We start from the raw sequence: 19858 nt of genomic DNA on the forward strand, positions 1-19858 counted from the left end.
CCTTTGCCGCGGCCTTTTGCCGCGCACTGCCGCTAAGCCCGAATCCTCATGCCTTTCGAACTCTCCGTTGAACCGCTGACGCTGCTGATCCTGACTCTGGTTGCCTTTGTTGCCGGCTTTATCGACGCCATTGCCGGCGGCGGTGGTCTGTTGACTACCCCTGCGCTGCTGACCGCGGGCATGCCGCCGCATCTGGTGCTGGGCACCAACAAACTCAGCTCGACCTTCGGCTCGGCCACCGCCGGCTTCACCTACTACCGGCGCAAGCTGTTCCACCCGGCGCAGTGGCGTCCGGCGCTGTTCGGCACCCTGGTAGGTGCCCTGCTCGGCGCGGTGATCGCCCATTACCTGCCGGCGGAGTGGCTGAACAAGATGCTGCCGGTGGTGGTGTTTGCCTGTGGCATCTACCTGTTGTTCGGTGGCACGCCAAAGGCGCCGCTGGACGCCGATGCGCCGATCAAGAAAACCTGGCAGTTGCCTCAGGGCTTCACCCTGGGCTTCTACGATGGCGTCGCCGGGCCAGGCACCGGTGCGTTCTGGACAGTCAGCACGCTGCTGCTGTATCCGATCGATCTGGTCCGCGCCAGTGGTGTGGCGCGGAGCATGAACTTCGTCAGCAACGCGGCGGCGCTGACGGTGTTCATCGCCTCTGGTCAGGTCGACTATATCGTGGGCCTGGCCATGGGCCTGGCGGTGATGGTCGGGGCGTTCTTTGGCGCACGCACGGCAATCAGCGGCGGCAGCAAGTTCATCCGCCCGGTATTCATCACTGTGGTCCTGGCGCTGACCGTGCGCCTAGCCTGGCAGCACTGGTTCGGCCAGGCCTAAGCGGCGCGCCACATACAGATCGATCAAGTGCCGGGCAATCGAACGCCCGGCCGGCAGTGGCGGCAGGGCATGCACGTTGAACCACTGCGCATCCTCGATCTCGTCCGGCTGCATGACGATCTCGCCACCGGCGTACTCGGCGTGAAAACCGAGCATCATCGAGTGCGGGAACGGCCAGCACTGGCTGCCGACGTACTGGATGTTCTTCACCTCTACCGCCACCTCTTCACGCACTTCACGCACCAGGCAGTCCTCAGCCGACTCGCCCGGCTCGGCAAACCCGGCCAGGGTGCTGTACACGCCAGTGACAAAGCGCGGTGAGCGCGCCAGCAGAATCTCGTCGCCGCGGGTGACCAGCACGATCATGCTGGGCGAAATGCGCGGGTAGCTGCGCAGGTCGCAGCGGGCACAGTGCATGGCCCGCTCCCAGTGGATCTGGGTCATGGCCTGGCCGCAGCTGCCGCAAAAGCGATGCTCACGCGCCCAGGTGCCGATCTGCGCCGCGTAGCCAAGCAGCTTGTAGATATCGAAGTCGCCTTCGAGCATGAACTGGCGCAGGCCACGCCAACCGCAACCGCTCACATCAGCGGTGCTACGCAGCTCCAGCAGGAACACCGGCTCACCGTCGAAGTGACCGATGCCGTGCTCGCAGAGGATGTCCAGGTCCTGGCGCTTGAGCCATTCACGCGGGAACAGCACGCCGTTATCGTCCAGCAGAAACCCGTCCGGGCCGCGGGCCACGGCCAGCCCTCCGGCGACATTGGGGTCGAGTACTGCGCTAGTCCAGCGTGCTGACATGGTGGGCTTTCCTTCAAGCGCGTCCACCGCCTCGGTCAGTCGGCGAACGTCGGTTTCTGTTTGCTCATGTGAGCCGCGACGGCGACCCGCAAGTCTTCGGACTGCAGCATGGCGGCGTTCCAGGTCGCAATGTACTCAAGGCCATCGGCGATACTGTGCTCGCGCATGTAATTGAGCATCTGCTTGCTGCCGGCCACGGCAATGGGGGATTTTCCCGCAATTTCACGGGCAATGGCAAAGACTCCGTCGAGCAGCGCCGCGTGATCGGGGTAAACCCGGTTGACCAGGCCGATCTGGTGCGCCTCCTGCGCCTCGACATGGCGCCCGGTGTAGGCCATTTCGCGCATCACGCCATCAGCGATGATCCGCGGCAGGCGCTGCAGGGTGCCGACGTCGGCGGCCATGCCCATGTCGATTTCCTTGATCGAAAACTGCGCGTCGCTGCTGCAATAACGCATGTCACAGGCCGAGATCAGGTCGATGGCGCCGCCCAGGCAGTAGCCCTGGATCGCTGCCAGCACCGGTTTGCGGCAGTTGTCGACGGCGGTGAACGACGCCTGCATGTTGAGGATGGTCTTGCGTAGCAAGCGCGCATTGCGGCCGACGTCCTTGCCCAGCTGGTTGGCCAGCGAGGCCAGCATCATCAAGTCGATGCCGGACGAGAAGTGCTTGCCGGCGCCGCTGATGACCACTGCGCGGACCGCATCGGTGTCATCGATCCACTGGAAGATCTCGATGATTTCCTGCCAGAACGCCGCGTTCATCGCGTTGATTTTTTCCGGGCGGTTGATCTGCACGTGAGCGATGTTTTCGGTCAGTTCGACTGTGAACGCGGTGTAGTCGGTCATCGGTGGCACTCTGGTGGCAAATGGGGTCTGCGCCGGACTATAGCGCACCTGTTGGTCATCTGCTTAAGGTCTGCTGGATTCTGAATACTGCGCCTGGTTTGAGGACGTACGGGGCTGCTTTGCAGCCCTTTCGCGACACAAGGCCGCTCCTACAGTTGCGCAATGAGCGTGCTTTGCGGCACCGTGCGCGACTGCAGAATCATAAGGATACAAATTCATGGAACGCTCCCTGCCGAGCACCCTCGCCCATTCGTTTCTTGGCCAGTCGCCGCGCTGGTACAAGGTGGTCATCTGCCTGTTCCTGTTGCTCAACCCGCTGGTGCTGGCCACTCTAGGCCCGGTAGCGACGGGCTGGCTGCTGGTGATCCAGTTCATCTTCACCTTAGGCATGGCACTCAAGTGCTACCCGCTGATGCCAGGCGGGCTGCTGCTGATCGAGGCGTTGTTGCTCAAGCTGACCACCGCCCAGGCGCTGTACGACGAACTACTGCACAACTTCCCGGTGATTCTGCTGCTGATGTTCATGGTCGCCGGCATTCACTTCATGAAGGAACTGCTGCTGTTCCTGTTTTCGAAGATCCTGCTCGGGGTGCACAGCAAGACCGTGCTGGCGCTGCTGTTCTGCGTACTGTCAGCGTTCCTCTCGGCGTTTCTCGATGCACTGACGGTAACGGCAGTGATTATCAGTGCCGCAGTCGGCTTTTATGCGGTGTATCACCGGGTCGCTTCCGGTGCCAATCCACGTGAAGACTCGGAGTTGGGCAGCGACCAGCAGGTCGCCCAGCTGCACCGCGAAGACCTTGACCAGTTCCGCACCTTTCTGCGTAGCCTGCTCATGCACGGCGCTGTCGGCACTGCGCTGGGCGGCGTCTGCACGCTGGTCGGCGAGCCGCAGAACCTGCTGATCGGGCATGAGCTGGGGTGGCACTTCGCTGACTTCTTCTTCAAGGTCGCGCCGGTATCGCTGCCGGTGCTGGGTGCCGGCCTGCTGACCTGCGTCGTGCTGGAAAAGCTACGCCTGTTCGGCTACGGCACCCTGATGCCGACGCGCGTGCGCCAGGTGCTGGCCGCCCACGCGGCCGAGGACGATGCCGCACGCACGCCGGCCCAGCGCCTGGCACTGTGGGTGCAAGGGCTGGCGGCGCTGCTGTTGATTGTCTGCCTGGGCCTGCACATTGCCGAAGTCGGCTTGATCGGCCTGATGGTGATCGTGCTGATCACGGCCTTCACCGGTATTACCGATGAGCACCGTCTGGGCCGTGCCTTCCAGGACGCCATGCCATTCACCGCGCTACTGGTGGTGTTTTTTGCGGTAGTGGCGGTGATCCACCAGCAGCAGCTGTTCAGCCCGTTGATCGCAGCGGTGTTGGCCCTGCCGCCCGAGCAACAACCGGGCATGCTCTATCTGGCCAACGGCTTGCTCTCGGCAATCAGCGATAACGTATTCGTTGCCACCATCTACATCACCGAAGTGAAGCAGGCGTTCATCGACGGACGCATGAGCCGCGAGCACTTCGAGACCCTGGCGGTGGCGATCAATACCGGTACCAACCTGCCCAGCGTGGCCACGCCCAATGGCCAGGCAGCGTTTCTGTTTCTGCTGACCTCGGCGATCGCGCCGCTGGTGCGCCTGTCGTACGGGCGCATGGTGTGGATGGCGCTGCCCTACACCGTGGTCATGGGCGGCCTGGGCTGGTATGCGGTGACCTACTGGTTGTAACCGGCAGTGTTCAGGCGCTCTGCCGCCGCATGGCCAGGATCGCAGCGCCAAAGCCGATGAAGGTAGTGCCCACCACCCGGCTGACCCAGCGAGCAAACTGCGGCCGGGTCAGCACGCCTTTGGCCCGTGCTGCGAGGCTGGCGTAGACCGCCAGCGACAGCAGCGACAACGCCATGAAGATCGCGGTCAGGATCAAGAACTGCGGCAGCAATGCCGCGCCCTGATCGATGAACTGGGGAAACAAGGCGGTGAAAAACATGGTCGCCTTGGGGTTGGTGGCTGCGGTCAGAAACGCCGACTTGTATAGTTTCAGCCGCGTCGGCCTGAGCACCTTCACCGGTGCTGCGCCCGCCTCCGCCAGCATCGGATTCTTCTTCAGCAGCTGCTTGCCGCCGAGATAGAACAGGTAGGCTGCACCGAGAATCTTCACCGCGTTGAACAGCACTTCCGAGCTGGCCAGCAGCGCGCCCAAGCCGAGCATCGCCGCAGCCGACAGGCAGAACAGCCCGCTGACATTGCCCAGCGATGACCAGACCGCCGAACGTGCGCCGTACAGAATACTGTTGTTGATCGCCATCAACGAGGCCGGCCCTGGGCTGGCAATGGCGATCGCGGCGACCAGGGTGTAGGCAAGTAGCGAGTGGCTGTCCATGGCGTGTAACCCGATAAGCAAGTGAGGTGCTGCAGCGCTTGACTGTGCACAAGAGGCTCCGATGCTAAAGCACTCACTCACCCCGCATAAGTTACAGATGACCCTGAATCAGGCCATACAGAGCCCTCGCAGCATTCAAGCAATCTGCTCGCCCTTGGGTAGTGCGCGCTGCAGATCCTGCGCCGAAGGCTGCCCAGGATGCAGCGTCACCGGCACCGACTTGGCCGCCGGCACTTTGCTGCGTTCGGCGTGATGCCACAGCGGGATCAATGCGTTGCACTCGGGGTAATACGCCGCCGCGCAACCTGCGGGGATGTCGTAGGCGATGATCTGCATCGGCCCGACTTCGCGGCGCACATCAGGCTCGACGGCGGTGCGCAGGTTGACCCAGTCGCCCGGGGCAAAACCCAGCCGAGTGACGTCGCTGTGGTTCATGAACACCACGCTGCGAGTGCCATGCACGCCGCGAAAGCGGTCATCGTAGCCATAGATGGTGGTGTTGAACTGATCGTTGCTGCGCAGCGTCATCAACTGCAGTACATCACGCCGCTCAGGGCTGACGGACACGTCATCATCCTCATCCAGGCGCCCGGCCGTGACGAACTGCGCCTTGCCCGATTCGGTGTGCCACTGGCGCTCGCAGGCCGGCAGCGGCCGATGGAAACCACCGCGCTGCCACATGCGGGTTTCCATGTCGTGGAAGATCTGCGGATACACCGCTGCGATCGCCTCGCGTACCAGCGCGTAGTCACGGCGCCAGGCGTCCCAGGGGATGTTCGCCTGCCCCGCGGTCAGGGTCGCTTCGGCCAGACCGGCAATGATCGCTACTTCGGCGCGCAAGTGCTCGCTGGCCGGCTCCGCGGTGCCGCGCCAGCCATGCAGGCAGCCGGTACTGTCTTCGGTGCTGTAGCTTTGCGCCACACCGTCCTGGCGGTCGATCTCGATACGCCCCAGACACGGCAGCAACCAGCCATCGCGCCCCGGCAGCAAGTGGGTGCGGTTGAGCTTGGTGGCGACCTGCACGTTCAACTGAAGGTTGGCCCAGGCCGGCTCCATTCGCGAGGTGTCCGGGATAGCCCGGAGGAAGTTACCGCCCAGACCGATGAAGGCTTTCACCGAGCCCGCGAGGATGCCCTCACAGGTATCCACGGTAGCCAGCCCCATCTGCTCGGGCACCTTGAAGGCGAACAGCGCTTCAATCTTGTCCACCGGCACTTTGGCCGGGTCTTCGGTGATCCCTACCGTGCGCTGGCCCTGCACGTTGGAATGGCCACGCACCGGGCACACACCGGCGCCGGGCTTGCCGATGTTGCCGCGTAGCAGCAACAGGTTGACCAGCATCTGCACGTTGGCCACGCCATGACGATGCTGGGTCATGCCCATGCCGAACACCAGCATCACCCGCTCACTGCGGGCATACACCGTGGCGGCGGCTTCCATCGCTGCGCGGGCCAGCCCCGAGCGCTGCTCGAGCGTAGCCCAGCTGTAGCTGTCGACCTGTTCGACAAAGCTGGCAAATCCCTCGGTATGTTCGGCGATGAAGGCATGATCGAGCACCGCCGGCCGGCCCTCGACATGTGCCACGCGGTCCATCTCCAGCAGCGTCTTGCTGATGCCAAGCACCGCCGCCAGATCGCCGCCGATGGCCACTTGATGATACTGGCTGCTGATCACCGTAGAGTCTGGGCCAAGCATCTCGCGCGGTGACTGCGGGTTGACGAAGCGCTCCAGGCCGCGCTCGCGCAGCGGGTTGAAGGTGATGATCGGCACCCCGCGCCTGCGCGCGTGCTGTAGGGGGTGAAGCATGCGTGGGCTGTTGCTGCCGACGTTCTGGCCGAAGAAGAAGATGCAGTCGGTCTGCTCGAAGTCTTCCAGAGTAACGGTGCCGACCGGCACGCCAATGCTCTCCTGCAAGCCAACCGAGGTGCTCTCGTGGCACATGTTGGAGCTGTCCGGCAGGTTGTTGCTGCCGTAGGCACGGGCAAACAGCTGGTACATGAACGAGGCTTCCAGCGAAGCCCGCCCCGAGGCATAGAACACCACTTGCTCGGGCGACAGCCTGCGCAGGGTCTGGCCGATTTCACGGTAGGCCTGCTCCCAGCTCACCGGCAGATAGCGATCACTGGCACGGTCATAGCGCAGCGGCTCGGTCAGGCGCCCATGCTGTTCAAGGTCGTGGTCACTCCAGCTGCGCAGTTCGCTGAGGGTATGCCGTGCGAAGAACTCAGGTTTGGTGCGTAACGAAGTCAGCTCCCAGGCGGTAGCCTTGGCGCCGTTTTCACAGAACTCCAGCGCATGCGGATTACCCGGTTTGGCCCAGGCGCAACTGACGCAGGCAAAGCCGTCCGGTTTGTTCTGCTTGAACAGCGCCTTGGGTGACTTGGCCAAGGCTTGCTCACGCCAGAGGATGGTCATCACTGAGTGCGCCGACCCCCAACCTCCCGCCGCCGAGTGATAGGGCTTGAAGCGGGCGTGCGGATGAATAAGCGACGACATGGCGTGCCTCGGTTGGCTGGATCAGAGGATTTGTCTAGATATTACGAGGCGAGACTGAGGGCTAAAGTTCAGGGCGGTTGCGGCGGGTCGACGCCAACGGTCGATCCGGCTACTGTGGGCGGCCGAGTTCCCTCACGCAAAGGATTGAAGCTGTGATCACCTGCCACCTGAAATACGTTATCGACCCCTATCAGATACCTGCATTCGAGGCCTACGCGCGGCTATGGATCGGCCTGGTCAATCGCATGGGCGGCACCCATCACGGTTATCTGCTGCCCGCCGAGGGCGCGAGCAATATCGCTTACTGCCAGTTCAGCTTCCCCAGCCTTGCCGCCTACGAGCAGTACCGCAAGGACTCGGAGAGCGACCCTGAGTGCCAGGCCGCATTTGCCCTGGCAACCGAACAGCGCTTTATCCTCAGCTACGAGCGCAGCTTCATGCGCCCCGTGTTCGAGTAAGTGCATCAGGGCAGCGTCTGCTGCCCCTTGCACATGTGCCCCGCTAGGCCGCCAGGCGCCCGCTGGCAATCGCTTCCGAGGCCGCCAGCATCGCGCGCAACAACACCGCGCAACCAGCGCCCAGATCTTCCGGCGTGGCGTTCTCGATTTCGTTGTGGCTGATGCCGTTTTCGCATGGCACAAAGATCATCCCGGCCGGCCCCAGCTCAGCGAGAAAGATCGCGTCATGCCCTGCCCCGCTGACGATATCCATGTGCGACAGCCCCAGCGCACCTGCAGCACTGCGGACGGCCGCGACACAGGTCTTGTCGAAGTACAGCGCAGGGAAATCCGCAGTCGGCGTCAGCTCGAAACTCAGCCCATGTTTGGCACAGGTCGCCTCGATCACCGCTTGCACTTCGGCGATCATCGCTTGCAACCGATCAGCTTCAAGGTGACGGAAATCCAGTGTCATGCGTACTTCGCCGGGGATCACGTTGCGTGAGCCGGGATACGCCTGCAGGCAGCCGACCGTACCGCAGGCATGTGGTTGATGGCTGTGCGCGGTGCGGTTGACCGCTTCGACCACCGCCGCCGCGCCGACCAGAGCGTCCTTGCGCAGGTGCATCGGCGTCGGCCCGGCATGCGCCTCGACCCCGCGCAGGGTCAGGTCGAACCACTTCTGGCCAAGCGCGCCGAGCACCACGCCAATGGTCTTGGCCTGATCCTCAAGGATCGGCCCCTGCTCGATATGCGCCTCGAAATACGCGCCCACCGGATGGCCGAGCACCGCGCGCGGGCCGGCGTAGCCGATCCCGTTCAACGCCTCGCCGACGCTGACGCCTTGCGCATCGGTCTTGGCCAGCGTCTCTTCCAGGGTGAACTTGCCGGCGAACACCCCGGAACCCATCATGCACGGCGCAAAGCGGGAGCCCTCTTCGTTGGTCCACACCACCACTTCCAGCGGTGCTTCGGTTTCCACGCCGAGGTCGTTCAGGGTGCGGATCACCTCGAGCCCGGCCATGACACCGAAGCAGCCGTCGAACTTGCCGCCAGTGGGTTGAGTGTCGATATGGCTGCCGGTCATCACCGGAGCCAGCGCAGGATTACGCCCGGGCCGGCGGGCAAAGATATTGCCGACCGCATCGATGCTGACACTGCAGCCAGCGGCCTCGCACCACTGCACGAACAGGTCGCGCGCCTGGCGGTCGAGGTCGGTCAGGGCCAGCCGACAGACGCCGCCCTTGGCCGTGGCACCGAGGCGCGCCAATTCCATCAATGATTGCCACAAGCGCTGGCTGTCGACGTGGCTGTGGCTGGATTGCAGGACATCCTTGGCAGGGGTCATGGGCATATCTCCTCAGGCAAATGAGTGGCTGCGTGGTTGTGCGTGCGGCTTCATGGCAACGGCTTGGCCAGGCGCACCGGGCTGCGTGCGGCCAGCGGGCCGAGCACGTAGTACAGCGCCGCACCCAGCAGCGAACCGGTGAACCAGCCGTAGTCGTAGAACCAGCTGAAGCTGCTGTTGCCGATCGACATCACCGTCAGCGCCACTGGCAGGGCAAAGGCCACAAAACCGGCCCAGTTCCAGGCTGGATAGACGTCATCGCGGTACAGCCCGGCCAGGTCCAGTTGCTGGCGGCGGATCAGGAAGTAGTCCACCACCATGATCCCGGCGATCGGCCCGAGCAGGCTCGAATAGCCCAGCAGCCAGTTGGAGTACACGCTCTCAAGGCTCAGGTCGGAGACGATCCAGCCCAGTTTCTTCAGCAACTCGTGGCCCATCAGCAGCAGGCCGATGACACCGGTCAGCAGCACTGCGCGGGTGCGCCCGATCAGGCGCGGGGCGATGTTCTGAAAGTCGTTGGTCGGCGAGACGATGTTGGCCGCAGTATTGGTCGACAAGGTGGCAATCACGATCAAGGCCATGGCCAGCGCGACCCAGCCTGGGCTCTGGATGCGGCCGATCAGGCTGACCGGGTCGGATATGGTTTCACCCACCAGCGACGCCGAGGCCGCGGTCAGCACCACGCCCAGTGAAGCGAACAGGAACATGGTCAGCGGCAGGCCGAAAATCTGCCCGAGAATCTGGTCTTTCTGGCTCCTGGCGTAGCGGCTGAAGTCGGGGATGTTCAGCGACAAGGTCGCCCAGAAGCCGACCATCGCCGTCAGCCCGGCGCAGAAGTAACTGACCACGCTGGCGCCTTCCGGGCGTTTTGGCGGCTGCGCCAGCAGTTCGGTCATCGACATATGCGGCAAGGCCCAGAACAGCAGGCCAAAACCGACCGCCACCAGCAGCGGCGCCGAGAGCGTCTCCAGCCACTTGATCGACTCCGCCCCGCGCAGCACCACCCACAGGTTGAGCACCCAGAAGATCATGAAGCCGATCACCTCACCGGTGCCGGCCAGGGCCTTCCAGCCATCGAAGATCGAGCTGAGAAACAGGTGGATGGCCAGGCCGCCGAACATGGTCTGGATACCAAACCAGCCACAGGCCACCACCGCCCGGATCAGGCACGGCACGTTCGAGCCGATGATGCCGAATGACGAACGCAGCAGCACCGGGAACGGGATGCCGTACTTGGTGCCGGGGAAGGCATTCAGGGTCAGTGGGATCAACACGATCAGGTTGGCCAGCAGGATCGCCAGCAGCGCCTCGCCCACACTCAGGCCGAAATACGCCGTGAGCACACCGCCCAGGGTGTAGGTCGGCACGCAGATGGACATGCCCACCCACAGCGCGGTGATGTGCCACTTGTTCCAGGTGCGCTGGTGCACCTTGGTCGGTGCCATGTCGTGGTTGTAGCGCGGGCTGTCGAGGACGTCGGAGCCTTCGGACAACTCGCACAAGCCGTCCTTTTCGATCACTTGCGATCTGCTCTGTTGCATGGGGCCTTCTCCAGGTTTTTCTAATTGTTTGCTCATCGGGCTAATGCGATGGCCGGAGTACCACCAGCAGTACTGCACCTGCGGCCCGGCCTGGCTGCGGGCGCACTCAATAAACGTGCCGAGTCGGCCAAAGGCTGTCTCGCTTGCCGCCGCCGGCCGCAGGTAACGTGCTGTTGTGCAAAGCATTCAAGTCATTGTTCGGTGTTGCCCTCGGTGGTGGCGGCCGGTGAACGTCAAAGTCTATTCACGGCAGCGGGTTTCAAACTGGTGCAGGCAATTTATTTTCACTTTGGCGTGCCTGTGTATCGCCGGATTTAAACATCTGATTTCGCATGAGAAATCTTGACCAAATTGGCATCTTGTCAAGTGCGTCAAAATGGTGAGGCGCCTCACCATTTTGGTGAATTTTGATTTTTATCCTTATAAATCAGACGCTTAATAACAACATATGCTTATAAAAATATTTCTTGAACAATAGTAGATCAACAACTAGATTTCATTCTTGTCAGGTCTGACAGGATTGAAAATATCCTCCAGCTACTGGCAGCACGATAATTTCAAGAACCGGCCAAGACCGGTCAGCCTGCGAGGAAGACGGCATGTCCCTGATGATCCGTGGTGCCACCGTGGTCACCCACGAAGAGAGCTACCCCGCCGATGTCCTGTGTGTCGATGGCCGTATTCAGGCCATTGGGCAAAACCTCGATGTACCCGCCGGCTGCGAGATCCTCGATGGCAGTGGCCAGTACCTGATGCCTGGTGGCATTGACCCGCACACCCATATGCAATTGCCGTTCATGGGCACCGTGGCCAGCGATGACTTTTTCACCGGCACCGCTGCAGGTCTGGCCGGTGGCACCACCTCGATCATCGACTTCGTCATCCCCAACCCGCAGCAGTCGCTGCTCGAGGCTTTTCATGCCTGGCGCGGCTGGGCCGAGAAGTCGGCCAGTGACTATGGTTTTCATGTCGCCATCACCTGGTGGAGCGAACAGGTTGCCGAAGAGATGGGCGAGTTGGTGGCCAAGCATGGGGTCAACAGCTTCAAACACTTCATGGCTTACAAGAACGCGATCATGGCAGCCGACGACACCCTGGTCGCCAGCTTCGAGCGCTGCCTGCAACTGGGCGCGGTGCCGACCGTGCATGCCGAAAACGGCGAGCTGGTCTATCACCTTCAGCAAAAGCTGCTGGCCCAGGGCATGACCGGCCCCGAGGCACACCCGCTGTCACGCCCGCCGCAGGTAGAAGGTGAAGCCGCCAGCCGTGCCATCCGCATCGCCGAGACGCTGGGTACGCCGGTGTATCTGGTGCACGTCTCGACCCGCGAAGCACTCGACGAAATCACCTACGCCCGGGCCAAGGGCCAGCCGGTCTACGGCGAAGTGCTGCCCGGCCACCTGCTGATCGACGACAGCGTCTATCGCCACCCGGACTGGTCCACAGCCGCCGGCTATGTGATGAGCCCGCCGTTCCGCCCGCGCGAGCACCAGGAGGCGCTGTGGCGCGGTTTGCAATCGGGCAACCTGCACACCACTGCAACCGATCACTGCTGCTTCTGCGCCGACCAGAAAGGCGCCGGGCGCAATGACTTCAGTCGTATCCCCAACGGCACCGCCGGCATCGAAGACCGCATGGCCGTGCTCTGGGACGCCGGCGTAAACAGTGGCCGGTTGTCAATGCACGAGTTTGTTGCGCTGACCTCGACCAACACCGCGAAGATCTTCAACCTGTTCCCGCGCAAGGGCGCGATTCGCGTCGGCGCCGATGCCGACCTGGTGCTGTGGGACCCGCAAGGCACACGGACGATTTCGGCCAAGACCCACCATCAACGGGTCGACTTCAATATCTTCGAAGGCCGCACCGTGCGCGGTATCCCTAGCCACACCATCAGCCAGGGCCGACTGGTCTGGGCTGACGGTGACCTGCGCGCCGAAGCCGGCGCCGGGCGCTACCTGGAACGGCCCGCCTACCCCTCGGTATTCGAAGTGCTCAGCCGCCGCGCCGAGCACCAGCGCCCCACGCCCGTCGAGCGCTGATTCAGCCTGCAAGGCGCACCGGCCCGGGAGAGGCCGGGCGCAGCCGTATTGCTGTTGTCTGCCATCAACCCAGACCGGCCAGGCGAGTAACCGCCGCCTGTACCGACAAAAAAAAGAGAGAGGCTCCAACCGTGATCGATGCCCTGAAGCACTTGCCGCGCCCGCGTGCCGGCGCCGAACAACTGGCCGATAACTTCGGCGATCTCGCCCCACCCCTCACCGCCCGCCAGGCTGCCGTGGAAAGCGCCCGCTGCCTGTACTGCTTCGATGCCCCGTGCATCAACGCATGCCCCAGCGATATCGACATCCCGTCGTTCATCCACCGAATCAGCGACGATAACCTGCAGGGTGCCGCCGAGAAGATCCTCTCGGCGAACATCCTCGGCGGCAGCTGCGCGCGGGTCTGTCCGACCGAGATCCTCTGCCAGCAAGCCTGCGTGCGCAACAACGCCCAGGAATGCGCACCGGTCCTGATCGGCTTGCTGCAACGCTACGCAGTAGACAATGCCAATTTCAGTGAACACCCGTTCAAGCGCTCACCTGCCAGCGGCAAGCGCATTGCCGTGGTCGGCGCCGGCCCTGCCGGGCTGTCGTGCGCGCACCGGCTGGCCATGCACGGGCATGACGTGGTGGTCTACGAAGCACAAGAGAAGGCCGGTGGCCTGAATGAATACGGCATCGCCCGCTACAAGCTGGTGGACGACTACGCCCAGCGCGAGGTTGATTTCTTGCTCGGCATCGGCGGCATCGAGATTCGCCATGGCCAGCGCCTGGGCGCCAACCTCAGCCTCACCGAGCTGCATCAGCAATACGATTCGGTGTTCCTCGGAGTGGGCCTGAATGCTGTGCGCCAGCTGGGTCTGGGGGACGAAGAGGCGCCAGGCCTGCTTGCAGCCACCGAGTACATCCGCGAGCTGCGCCAGGCTGATGATCTCAGCCAACTGCCGCTGGCAGAGCGCTGCCTGGTGATCGGCGCGGGCAACACGGCGATCGATATGGCCGTGCAGATGAGCCGCCTCGGCGCTCGCGACGTCAACCTGGTGTATCGCCGCGGCCATGCCGACATGGGCGCCACCGAGCATGAACAGGATATCGCCAAGGCCAACCAGGTCCGCTTGCACACCTGGGCGCGCCCCGATGCGGTGTTGCTGGATAACATGGGCCGCGTGCGTGGCATGCGCTTCATACGTACCGAGATGGCCGACGGTCGCCTGCGCGACACCGGCGAAAGCTTCGAGCTGGCTGCCGATGCCATCTTCAAGGCCATCGGCCAATGCTTCGACGACGCCAGCCTGAGCGACCCACTGGCGGCGCAACTGGCCCGCGACGGCGAGCGCATTCGCGTCGACCAGTGCCTGCGCACCAGCCTACCCGGCGTGTATGCCGGCGGTGACTGCACGGCGCTCGGCCAGGACCTCACGGTACAGGCAGTGCAACACGGCAAACTGGCCGCTGAAGCCATCCATGCCCAACTCATGCTCAATGTGGAGGCCGCATAAATGGCCGATCTGTCCATCGTATTCGCTGGCATCAAGGCGCCCAACCCGTTCTGGCTAGCCTCCGCACCACCCACCGACAAGGCCTACAACGTGGTCCGCGCGTTCGAGGCTGGCTGGGGCGGTGTGGTCTGGAAAACCCTCGGCGAAGACCCGGCCGCAGTCAACGTGTCGTCGCGCTACTCGGCGCACTTCGGCGCCAACCGGCTGGTGCAGGGCATCAACAATATCGAACTGATCACCGACCGCTCCCTGGAGATCAACCTGCGCGAGATCACCCAGGTGAAGAAGGACTGGCCGGATCGCGCGCTGATCGTGTCGCTGATGGTGCCCTGTGAAGAGGAGTCGTGGAAGTTCATCCTGCCGCGGGTCGAAGCTACCGGTGCCGACGGCATCGAGCTCAACTTCGGCTGCCCCCACGGCATGCCCGAGCGCGGCATGGGCGCGGCCGTCGGCCAGGTGCCCGAATACGTCGAGATGGTCACCCGCTGGTGCAAGACCTACTGCTCGCTGCCGGTGATCGTCAAGCTGACGCCGAACATCACCGACATCCGCCAGTCGGCCCGCGCGGCCCATCGCGGAGGCGCCGATGCGGTGTCGCTGATCAACACCATCAACTCGATCACCAGCGTCGATCTGGACCGCATGGTCGCCCACCCTATCGTTGGCGATCAGAGCACCCACGGCGGCTACTGCGGCTCGGCGGTCAAGCCGATCGCGCTGAACATGGTTGCGGAAATTGCACGCGATCCGCAGACCCGCGGCTTGCCGATCTGCGGCATCGGTGGCATTGGCAACTGGCGTGATGCTGCCGAGTTCATCGCCCTGGGCAGTGGCGCAGTACAGGTGTGCACGGCGGCGATGCTGCATGGTTTTCGGATTGTCGAGGACATGCAGGACGGCTTGTCGCGCTGGATGGATCAGCATGGCCATCAAAGCCTGGAAGCGTTCCGCGGTCAGGCGGTGGCGCACACGACTGACTGGAAGTACCTGGACATCAACTATCAGGTCATCGCCAAGATCGATCAGGATGCCTGCATCGGTTGTGGCCGCTGCCATATTGCCTGCGAAGACACCTCGCACCAGGCCATCGACAGCACGGTCAAGGCGGATGGCACGCACATCTACAGCGTGATCGATCAGGAGTGTGTGGGCTGTAACCTGTGCCAGATCACCTGCCCGGTCGAGAACTGTATCGAGATGGTCCCGCAGGACACCGGCAAGCCTTATCTGAACTGGACCCAGGACCCGCGCAACCCCTACCGCGAAGCCAGCTGAGGGCTGAACAGCGGCTATACAGTGCGCCGGGCTCAAGCCCGGCGCAGCTGTTTCAGGGCTCCAGGCCGATCCCGCGCAGGATCACCCCGGTTACGGTCTGGATGGCGCGCTCAAAGGCCATGTCCGACAGCGGCTCACCACCGTTGAGCAACGTCACCTGATAGCCGAAGTCGGCGTAGTGCTGGGTGGCGGCCCAGATCATGTACAGCAAGGCAGACGGCTCGACCGGCAGAATCTGCCCTTCTTCGACCCAGCGACGGATCTTGTTCTCCTTCAACTGCGCCCACGGCACCAGGCTTTCGTCCAGACTGGTGCCGAGCAGCGGCGCGCCGTGAAGCATCTCTTCAGCCCAGATCTTTGAGCCCAGCGAGCGCGAGCGCGAGTGGCTCATCTTGGCCCGGATGTAACTGGTCAGCACCACCCGCGGGTCGTCGAAACGCTCGAAGCACAGGGCGTCCTGCTTCCAAACCTCGAGCAGGTCCTGCAGCACGGCGCGGTACAGGTCGTCTTTGGTGTTGAAGTAGTAATGCAGGTTGGACCGCGGCAGCTCGGCCTGCTCGGCGATATCACCCATCGACGTCGCACCGAAGCCCTTCTCGGCGAAAACCTTTTCGGCAGCGTGCAGAATCTTTTCGACGTTACGGCGGCGGATCTCGATCTTGTGGTTGGCCATGGCCTGTCCAAAACGACTGAAACCCGTCAAGGCTAACAGTTTTGCCGGCGTTACTCACTCGGCAAGCGGCGCGCTGCGCTGCAGGCGTTGCAGCAGGCAACGGCCAGCTGCAAGCGCCCAGACCAACAGCGCGATCACGCTGACGCTGAACAGCATGCCCGAGACGCCGCTCTGGCTGATCAGCTTGCCGGCGAAGAACGGGAAGCCGAATACGCCGATGAAATACGCCAGGCTGAACAGCAGCAACGCCTGCGCGGTCAGGTGCGGCGGCGCTTCATTGGCTGCCAGGCCATTGATCACCGAGTAATTCAGGCCGTAGCCGATGCCCAGCACGCCGGCAGCCAGCACATAGCTGAAGCTGTCATGCACCCAGCTGGCAAAGCCCAGCACGGCGATCAGCATGAGTGTGGTCAAGGCCAGCGAGGCCGGCAGCGGACTGCGTTTGACCACCCAACCGGCGATCAACAACCGGCAGGTGATGGCGGCGCCCATGAAACCGATGAAAAACAGCGAATAGTCCAGTCCAAGACTGGCCGCGTAACTGGTCTGGAAACTGCCCATGCCGCCAAAGATCGCCCCACCCAGGCCGACCATCACGATCGACAACGCCGAGCGCGAGCGCAGCACCTCGGCCGCCGAGCGCAGGCTGATCTGTACCGGCTCGCTGGGGCGCTGCTGGGCGATGGCAGTGGCCGCGCCCAAGTGCCAGAAGTAGCCACCGCCCAGCGCTGCGGTCAACGCGGCAGTGATGAACGCGGCCTGCACCGGCAGCCCCGCCAGCGCCGCCAACTTGCCCGCCAACGGGCCGCTGCCGATGCCGGCCAGCATGCTCCCGGACAACAGCGCAAAGCAGTGCGTGCGCCGCGCCGGCGCGACCATCGCCGCGACCATGATCGGCCCCACGGTGTAGAACACGCCCCAGCCGATGCCAAGCAGTGCACCGCAGGCCATCAGCATCAGGCCCAGTCCCGGCGCCGTGGCGAAGCCCAGTGACGCGAGCACAAGGCACAGTGCGCCCAGCGCAATACAGCGGGCCGCGCCCAAGCGCTGCAGCACGTGGCCGGATACCAGCACCGCGATCAGAGTACTGACCATGGCCACCGCGAATACCTGACCAGCATCGTGCTCGTTACCGCCGAACGAGCGCACCAGCAGCGACAGCAGAAAGGTCGCGCCATAGGCAATCGAGAGAAGGAAGCTGGCAAAGCAAAAGGCGCCGAATCGAGGGGTGGCGGGTGAGTTCATCGGCGCGATCCGTGGGCGAATGGGAGTTGCTTTCTAACACGGCCGGAGGCTGCCTTAGGCATGCCAATGCCGGAGTTGAGTTAACCAGGATTGCATCTTTCAGTCTGGATGACCCCGCTCGCTAGAGATCGCGAGCCATCAGCCACTGCTGCTTGTCCCAGGCCTCAAAGCGCTCCAATACATGCCAGCCGCGCTTGGCGTAGTAAGCGCTCTGGTCGTGGGTGTGCAGGTACAGGCGAGGGATGCCCAGTGAGCTGGCGTGAGCGCAGATCGCTTCGATCAACTGCGCCGCCAGGCCCCTGCCGCGAGCCTCGGGTTCGACCAGTACACATGCCAGCCAAGGGCCGAGGTCTGGTCGCTCAGGCAGGTCAGCGGCTGCCAGGCAGGCGCCGCCCAGCAAGCGCCCTTGCTCGAGCGCGACCAGGCATTTCCAGTCACCATTGCGCTGGCCCTCGGCAAACTCCGCTTGCCAGTCGGCCAGCGGCTGCGTTGCATACTCGTAGCTGAATTGCTGGTGAAGCCGTTGCGCCATATCGGCGCAGAGGTGCATGTGCTGTTCGAGCCAGTGCAGCGAATGCATGAGCAAATCCTTTACAGGCAGATCCCTGAAGACCACATTCAACCACAACGCGCCCGCGCCGGGCACTGTGCCTTGTGCAGGTTCAACGCGGTGTTGATGATGCCGATATGGCTGAACGCCTGTGGGAAGTTGCCAAGCATGCGCTGTGCTGTCGGCTCATATTGTTCGGCCAGCAGGCCGAGGTCGTTGCACAGCCCGAGCAGGCGCTGATACAACGCTTCGGCCTGTTCGTGACGGCCCTGCAACACGTACACATCAGCCAACCAGAACGAACACACCAGGAACGTCCCCTCGCCCGCCGACAGCCCATCGCCGCCGCTCTCACTGTCGTAACGCAGCAGCAAGCCATCCTTCAACAGCCGGCTTTCGATCTGCTCAAGCGTGCGCACAAAACGTGGATCGTCGGCGGGCAAAAATCCGGTCAGGGCAATCTGCAGCAGGCTGGCGTCCATTTCACTGGAACCATAGGCCTGAACGAAATACTCGCCACTCGGGTCCAGCCCGTTGGCACAGACTTCACGGTGGATCTCGTCCGCTACCCTGCGGTAATGCTGACCGCGCTCAACCTCTTCCTCGGTGGTTTCTGCCAGGCTGGCGGCACGATCAAAGGCGACCCAGGCCATGACCTTGGAGTGCACAAAGTGCTGAGTGCCGCCGCGCACTTCCCAGATACCCTCATCGGGCTCGCGCCAAATGCTCTCCACATACGGCAGAATCAACCGCGCAATGGCCGCGCTGCGGGGATGGCGCGGCAGGCCGCCCTTGATCGCCTGGGTCATGGCATCGGCAACCTCGCCATAAATATCCAGCTGATGCTGCCCGGCCGCAGCGTTGCCGACCCGTACCGGCTGAGAGTGCTCATAGCCCGCCAGCCACGGCAGGTCGTACTCCTGCAGATCGCGCTCACCGGCCAGGCCGTACATTATCTGCATCTGCTCCGGGTTGCCCGCCACCGAGCGCAGCAGCCATTCGCGCCAGGCTTGCGCCTCGTCGAAGTAGCCCAGGTTCATGAATGCCAGCAAGGTCATGGTCGCATCGCGCAGCCAGCAATAGCGGTAGTCCCAGTTGCGCTCACCACCGACCCGTTCCGGCAGCGAGGTGGTCACCGCCGCGACGATGCCGCCAGTTGGCGCATAGGTCATCGCTTTGAGCGTGATCAGTGAACGCCGCACCTGAGCGCTATAGCGGCCAACGTCGGGGCAGCGGCCGGCAAAGGTCTGCCACTCGCTGAGGGTATGGGCAAATGCATCGTCCAGGTCGCAATCGGGCTGCACCGGCAGATGCGAAAGCTGATGGCGCAGGCTGAACACCTGGCGCTCGCCGGCAGCGACGCGAAAGCGCACGCCGGTATGGTGATCCCAGGCGTGGGTGGCTACGCTGCTGCAGAGAATCAGGCGGTCCGGGCCAGCAACCGCACTGAGGGTCAGCGGATCGATCTTTTCAACCCAGGGCACGCTGCGGCCATAATCAAAACGCAGCACCAGATCCATCTCGAAGCTGGTCTCGCCAGCAAGTCCCTCGACGATGCGAATCACCGAGTTGGTGTCACCCAGCGGCATCAAATCAAGCACCCGCGCCCGACCGCTGGCGGTGCTGTACACCGTCTCCAGAATCAGGCTGTCTTCAAGGTACTGGCGCGTGCTGCTCTCAACCGGATCGGAGGGCGCCAGGCGCCAGCGGCCGTTCTCTTCGTTGCCGAGCAAGGCGGCAAACACCGCCGGGGCGTCGAAGCGCGGCAGGCATAGCCAGTCGATCGAGCCGTCGCGGCTGACCAAGGCGGCGCTACGGCAGTTGCCGAGCAGAGCGTAGTCTTCGATCGGGGCTGGCATTGAAACTCCTTGGCATGGGTTGAACAGGTTTGGCGGGTTAAATCACCGAA

Annotated in this window: 16 protein-coding genes; 6 read left to right on the plus strand and 10 right to left on the minus strand. The window is 63.3% G+C overall.

What is annotated here, in order from left to right:
* Window positions 1-48 precede the first annotated feature (48 nt).
* A complete protein-coding gene (locus K3F44_RS10795) occupies window positions 49-828 on the plus strand; it encodes a TSUP family transporter (RefSeq protein WP_101320867.1) in 780 nt (259 codons plus the stop codon).
* On the opposite strand, the gene nudC is transcribed toward K3F44_RS10795, so the two are convergent.
* Together nudC and K3F44_RS10805 are read right to left on the minus strand one after the other, a co-directional pair.
* Entirely contained in the window at window positions 796-1626 is an 831-nt protein-coding gene (gene nudC / locus K3F44_RS10800) for an NAD(+) diphosphatase (RefSeq protein ID WP_150569890.1), read from the minus strand. The two genes, K3F44_RS10795 and nudC, sit on opposite strands and share 33 nt — an antisense overlap.
* A 35-nt stretch (window positions 1627-1661) precedes the next feature.
* Entirely contained in the window at window positions 1662-2474 is an 813-nt protein-coding gene (locus K3F44_RS10805; RefSeq protein WP_101320871.1) for a crotonase/enoyl-CoA hydratase family protein, read from the minus strand.
* 217 nt (window positions 2475-2691) lie between these two features.
* Between K3F44_RS10805 and nhaB the strand changes: the two genes are divergently transcribed.
* The gene (nhaB, locus tag K3F44_RS10810; RefSeq protein ID WP_220634003.1) at window positions 2692-4194 is read left to right on the plus strand and encodes a sodium/proton antiporter NhaB; all 1503 of its coding nucleotides are present in this window, start codon (window positions 2692-2694) and stop codon (window positions 4192-4194) included.
* 10 nt (window positions 4195-4204) lie between these two features.
* On the opposite strand, the gene K3F44_RS10815 is transcribed toward nhaB, so the two are convergent.
* Window positions 4205-4846, minus strand: coding sequence for a LysE family translocator (locus K3F44_RS10815; protein ID WP_220634004.1), 642 nt, complete (start codon window positions 4844-4846; stop codon window positions 4205-4207).
* A gap of 135 nt (window positions 4847-4981) precedes the next feature.
* A complete protein-coding gene (locus tag K3F44_RS10820) occupies window positions 4982-7342 on the minus strand; it encodes an FdhF/YdeP family oxidoreductase (protein ID WP_220634005.1) in 2361 nt (786 codons plus the stop codon).
* A 152-nt stretch (window positions 7343-7494) separates the two neighbouring features.
* Between K3F44_RS10820 and K3F44_RS10825 the strand changes: the two genes are divergently transcribed.
* A complete protein-coding gene (locus K3F44_RS10825) occupies window positions 7495-7800 on the plus strand; it encodes an NIPSNAP family protein (RefSeq protein ID WP_101320879.1) in 306 nt (101 codons plus the stop codon).
* A 43-nt stretch (window positions 7801-7843) separates the two neighbouring features.
* Here K3F44_RS10825 and K3F44_RS10830 read toward each other — a convergent pair whose 3' ends face one another.
* Both K3F44_RS10830 and K3F44_RS10835 read right to left on the minus strand, forming a co-directional pair.
* Window positions 7844-9127 carry a Zn-dependent hydrolase gene (locus tag K3F44_RS10830; RefSeq protein WP_220634006.1) on the minus strand — a complete coding sequence of 428 codons (1284 nt, stop codon included), beginning with the start codon at window positions 9125-9127 and terminating at the stop codon, window positions 7844-7846.
* A 50-nt stretch (window positions 9128-9177) separates the two neighbouring features.
* A complete protein-coding gene (locus tag K3F44_RS10835; RefSeq protein WP_220634007.1) occupies window positions 9178-10668 on the minus strand; it encodes an NCS1 family nucleobase:cation symporter-1 in 1491 nt (496 codons plus the stop codon).
* A gap of 599 nt (window positions 10669-11267) precedes the next feature.
* Here K3F44_RS10835 and hydA point away from each other — a divergent pair.
* The 3 genes from hydA to preA all read left to right on the plus strand — a co-directional run bounded on the left by hydA (window position 11268) and on the right by preA (window position 15481).
* A complete protein-coding gene (gene hydA / locus K3F44_RS10840; protein ID WP_220634008.1) occupies window positions 11268-12707 on the plus strand; it encodes a dihydropyrimidinase in 1440 nt (479 codons plus the stop codon).
* A gap of 131 nt (window positions 12708-12838) precedes the next feature.
* Window positions 12839-14206 carry an NAD(P)-dependent oxidoreductase gene (locus tag K3F44_RS10845; RefSeq protein ID WP_220634009.1) on the plus strand — a complete coding sequence of 456 codons (1368 nt, stop codon included), beginning with the start codon at window positions 12839-12841 and terminating at the stop codon, window positions 14204-14206.
* Window positions 14207-15481: an NAD-dependent dihydropyrimidine dehydrogenase subunit PreA gene (gene preA / locus K3F44_RS10850; RefSeq protein ID WP_220634010.1), complete on the plus strand. Its 1275-nt coding sequence runs from the start codon at window positions 14207-14209 to the stop codon at window positions 15479-15481.
* 52 nt (window positions 15482-15533) lie between these two features.
* On the opposite strand, the gene K3F44_RS10855 is transcribed toward preA, so the two are convergent.
* The 4 genes from K3F44_RS10855 to K3F44_RS10870 form a co-directional block, all read right to left on the minus strand.
* Window positions 15534-16154 (minus strand): TetR/AcrR family transcriptional regulator, encoded by a 621-nt coding sequence (locus tag K3F44_RS10855; protein ID WP_101320893.1) that lies wholly within the window; start codon window positions 16152-16154, stop codon window positions 15534-15536.
* A 54-nt stretch (window positions 16155-16208) separates the two neighbouring features.
* Entirely contained in the window at window positions 16209-17399 is a 1191-nt protein-coding gene (locus K3F44_RS10860) for an MFS transporter (RefSeq protein ID WP_220634011.1), read from the minus strand.
* A 121-nt stretch (window positions 17400-17520) separates the two neighbouring features.
* Window positions 17521-17979, minus strand: coding sequence for a GNAT family N-acetyltransferase (locus K3F44_RS10865; RefSeq protein ID WP_150569881.1), 459 nt, complete (start codon window positions 17977-17979; stop codon window positions 17521-17523).
* 38 nt (window positions 17980-18017) lie between these two features.
* Window positions 18018-19808, minus strand: coding sequence for a glycoside hydrolase family 15 protein (locus K3F44_RS10870; RefSeq protein ID WP_220634012.1), 1791 nt, complete (start codon window positions 19806-19808; stop codon window positions 18018-18020).
* Window positions 19809-19858: the final 50 nt, after the last annotated feature.

This window comes from Pseudomonas sp. S07E 245, from assembly GCF_019599025.1.
Taxonomy (GTDB): domain Bacteria; phylum Pseudomonadota; class Gammaproteobacteria; order Pseudomonadales; family Pseudomonadaceae; genus Aquipseudomonas; species Aquipseudomonas shirazensis.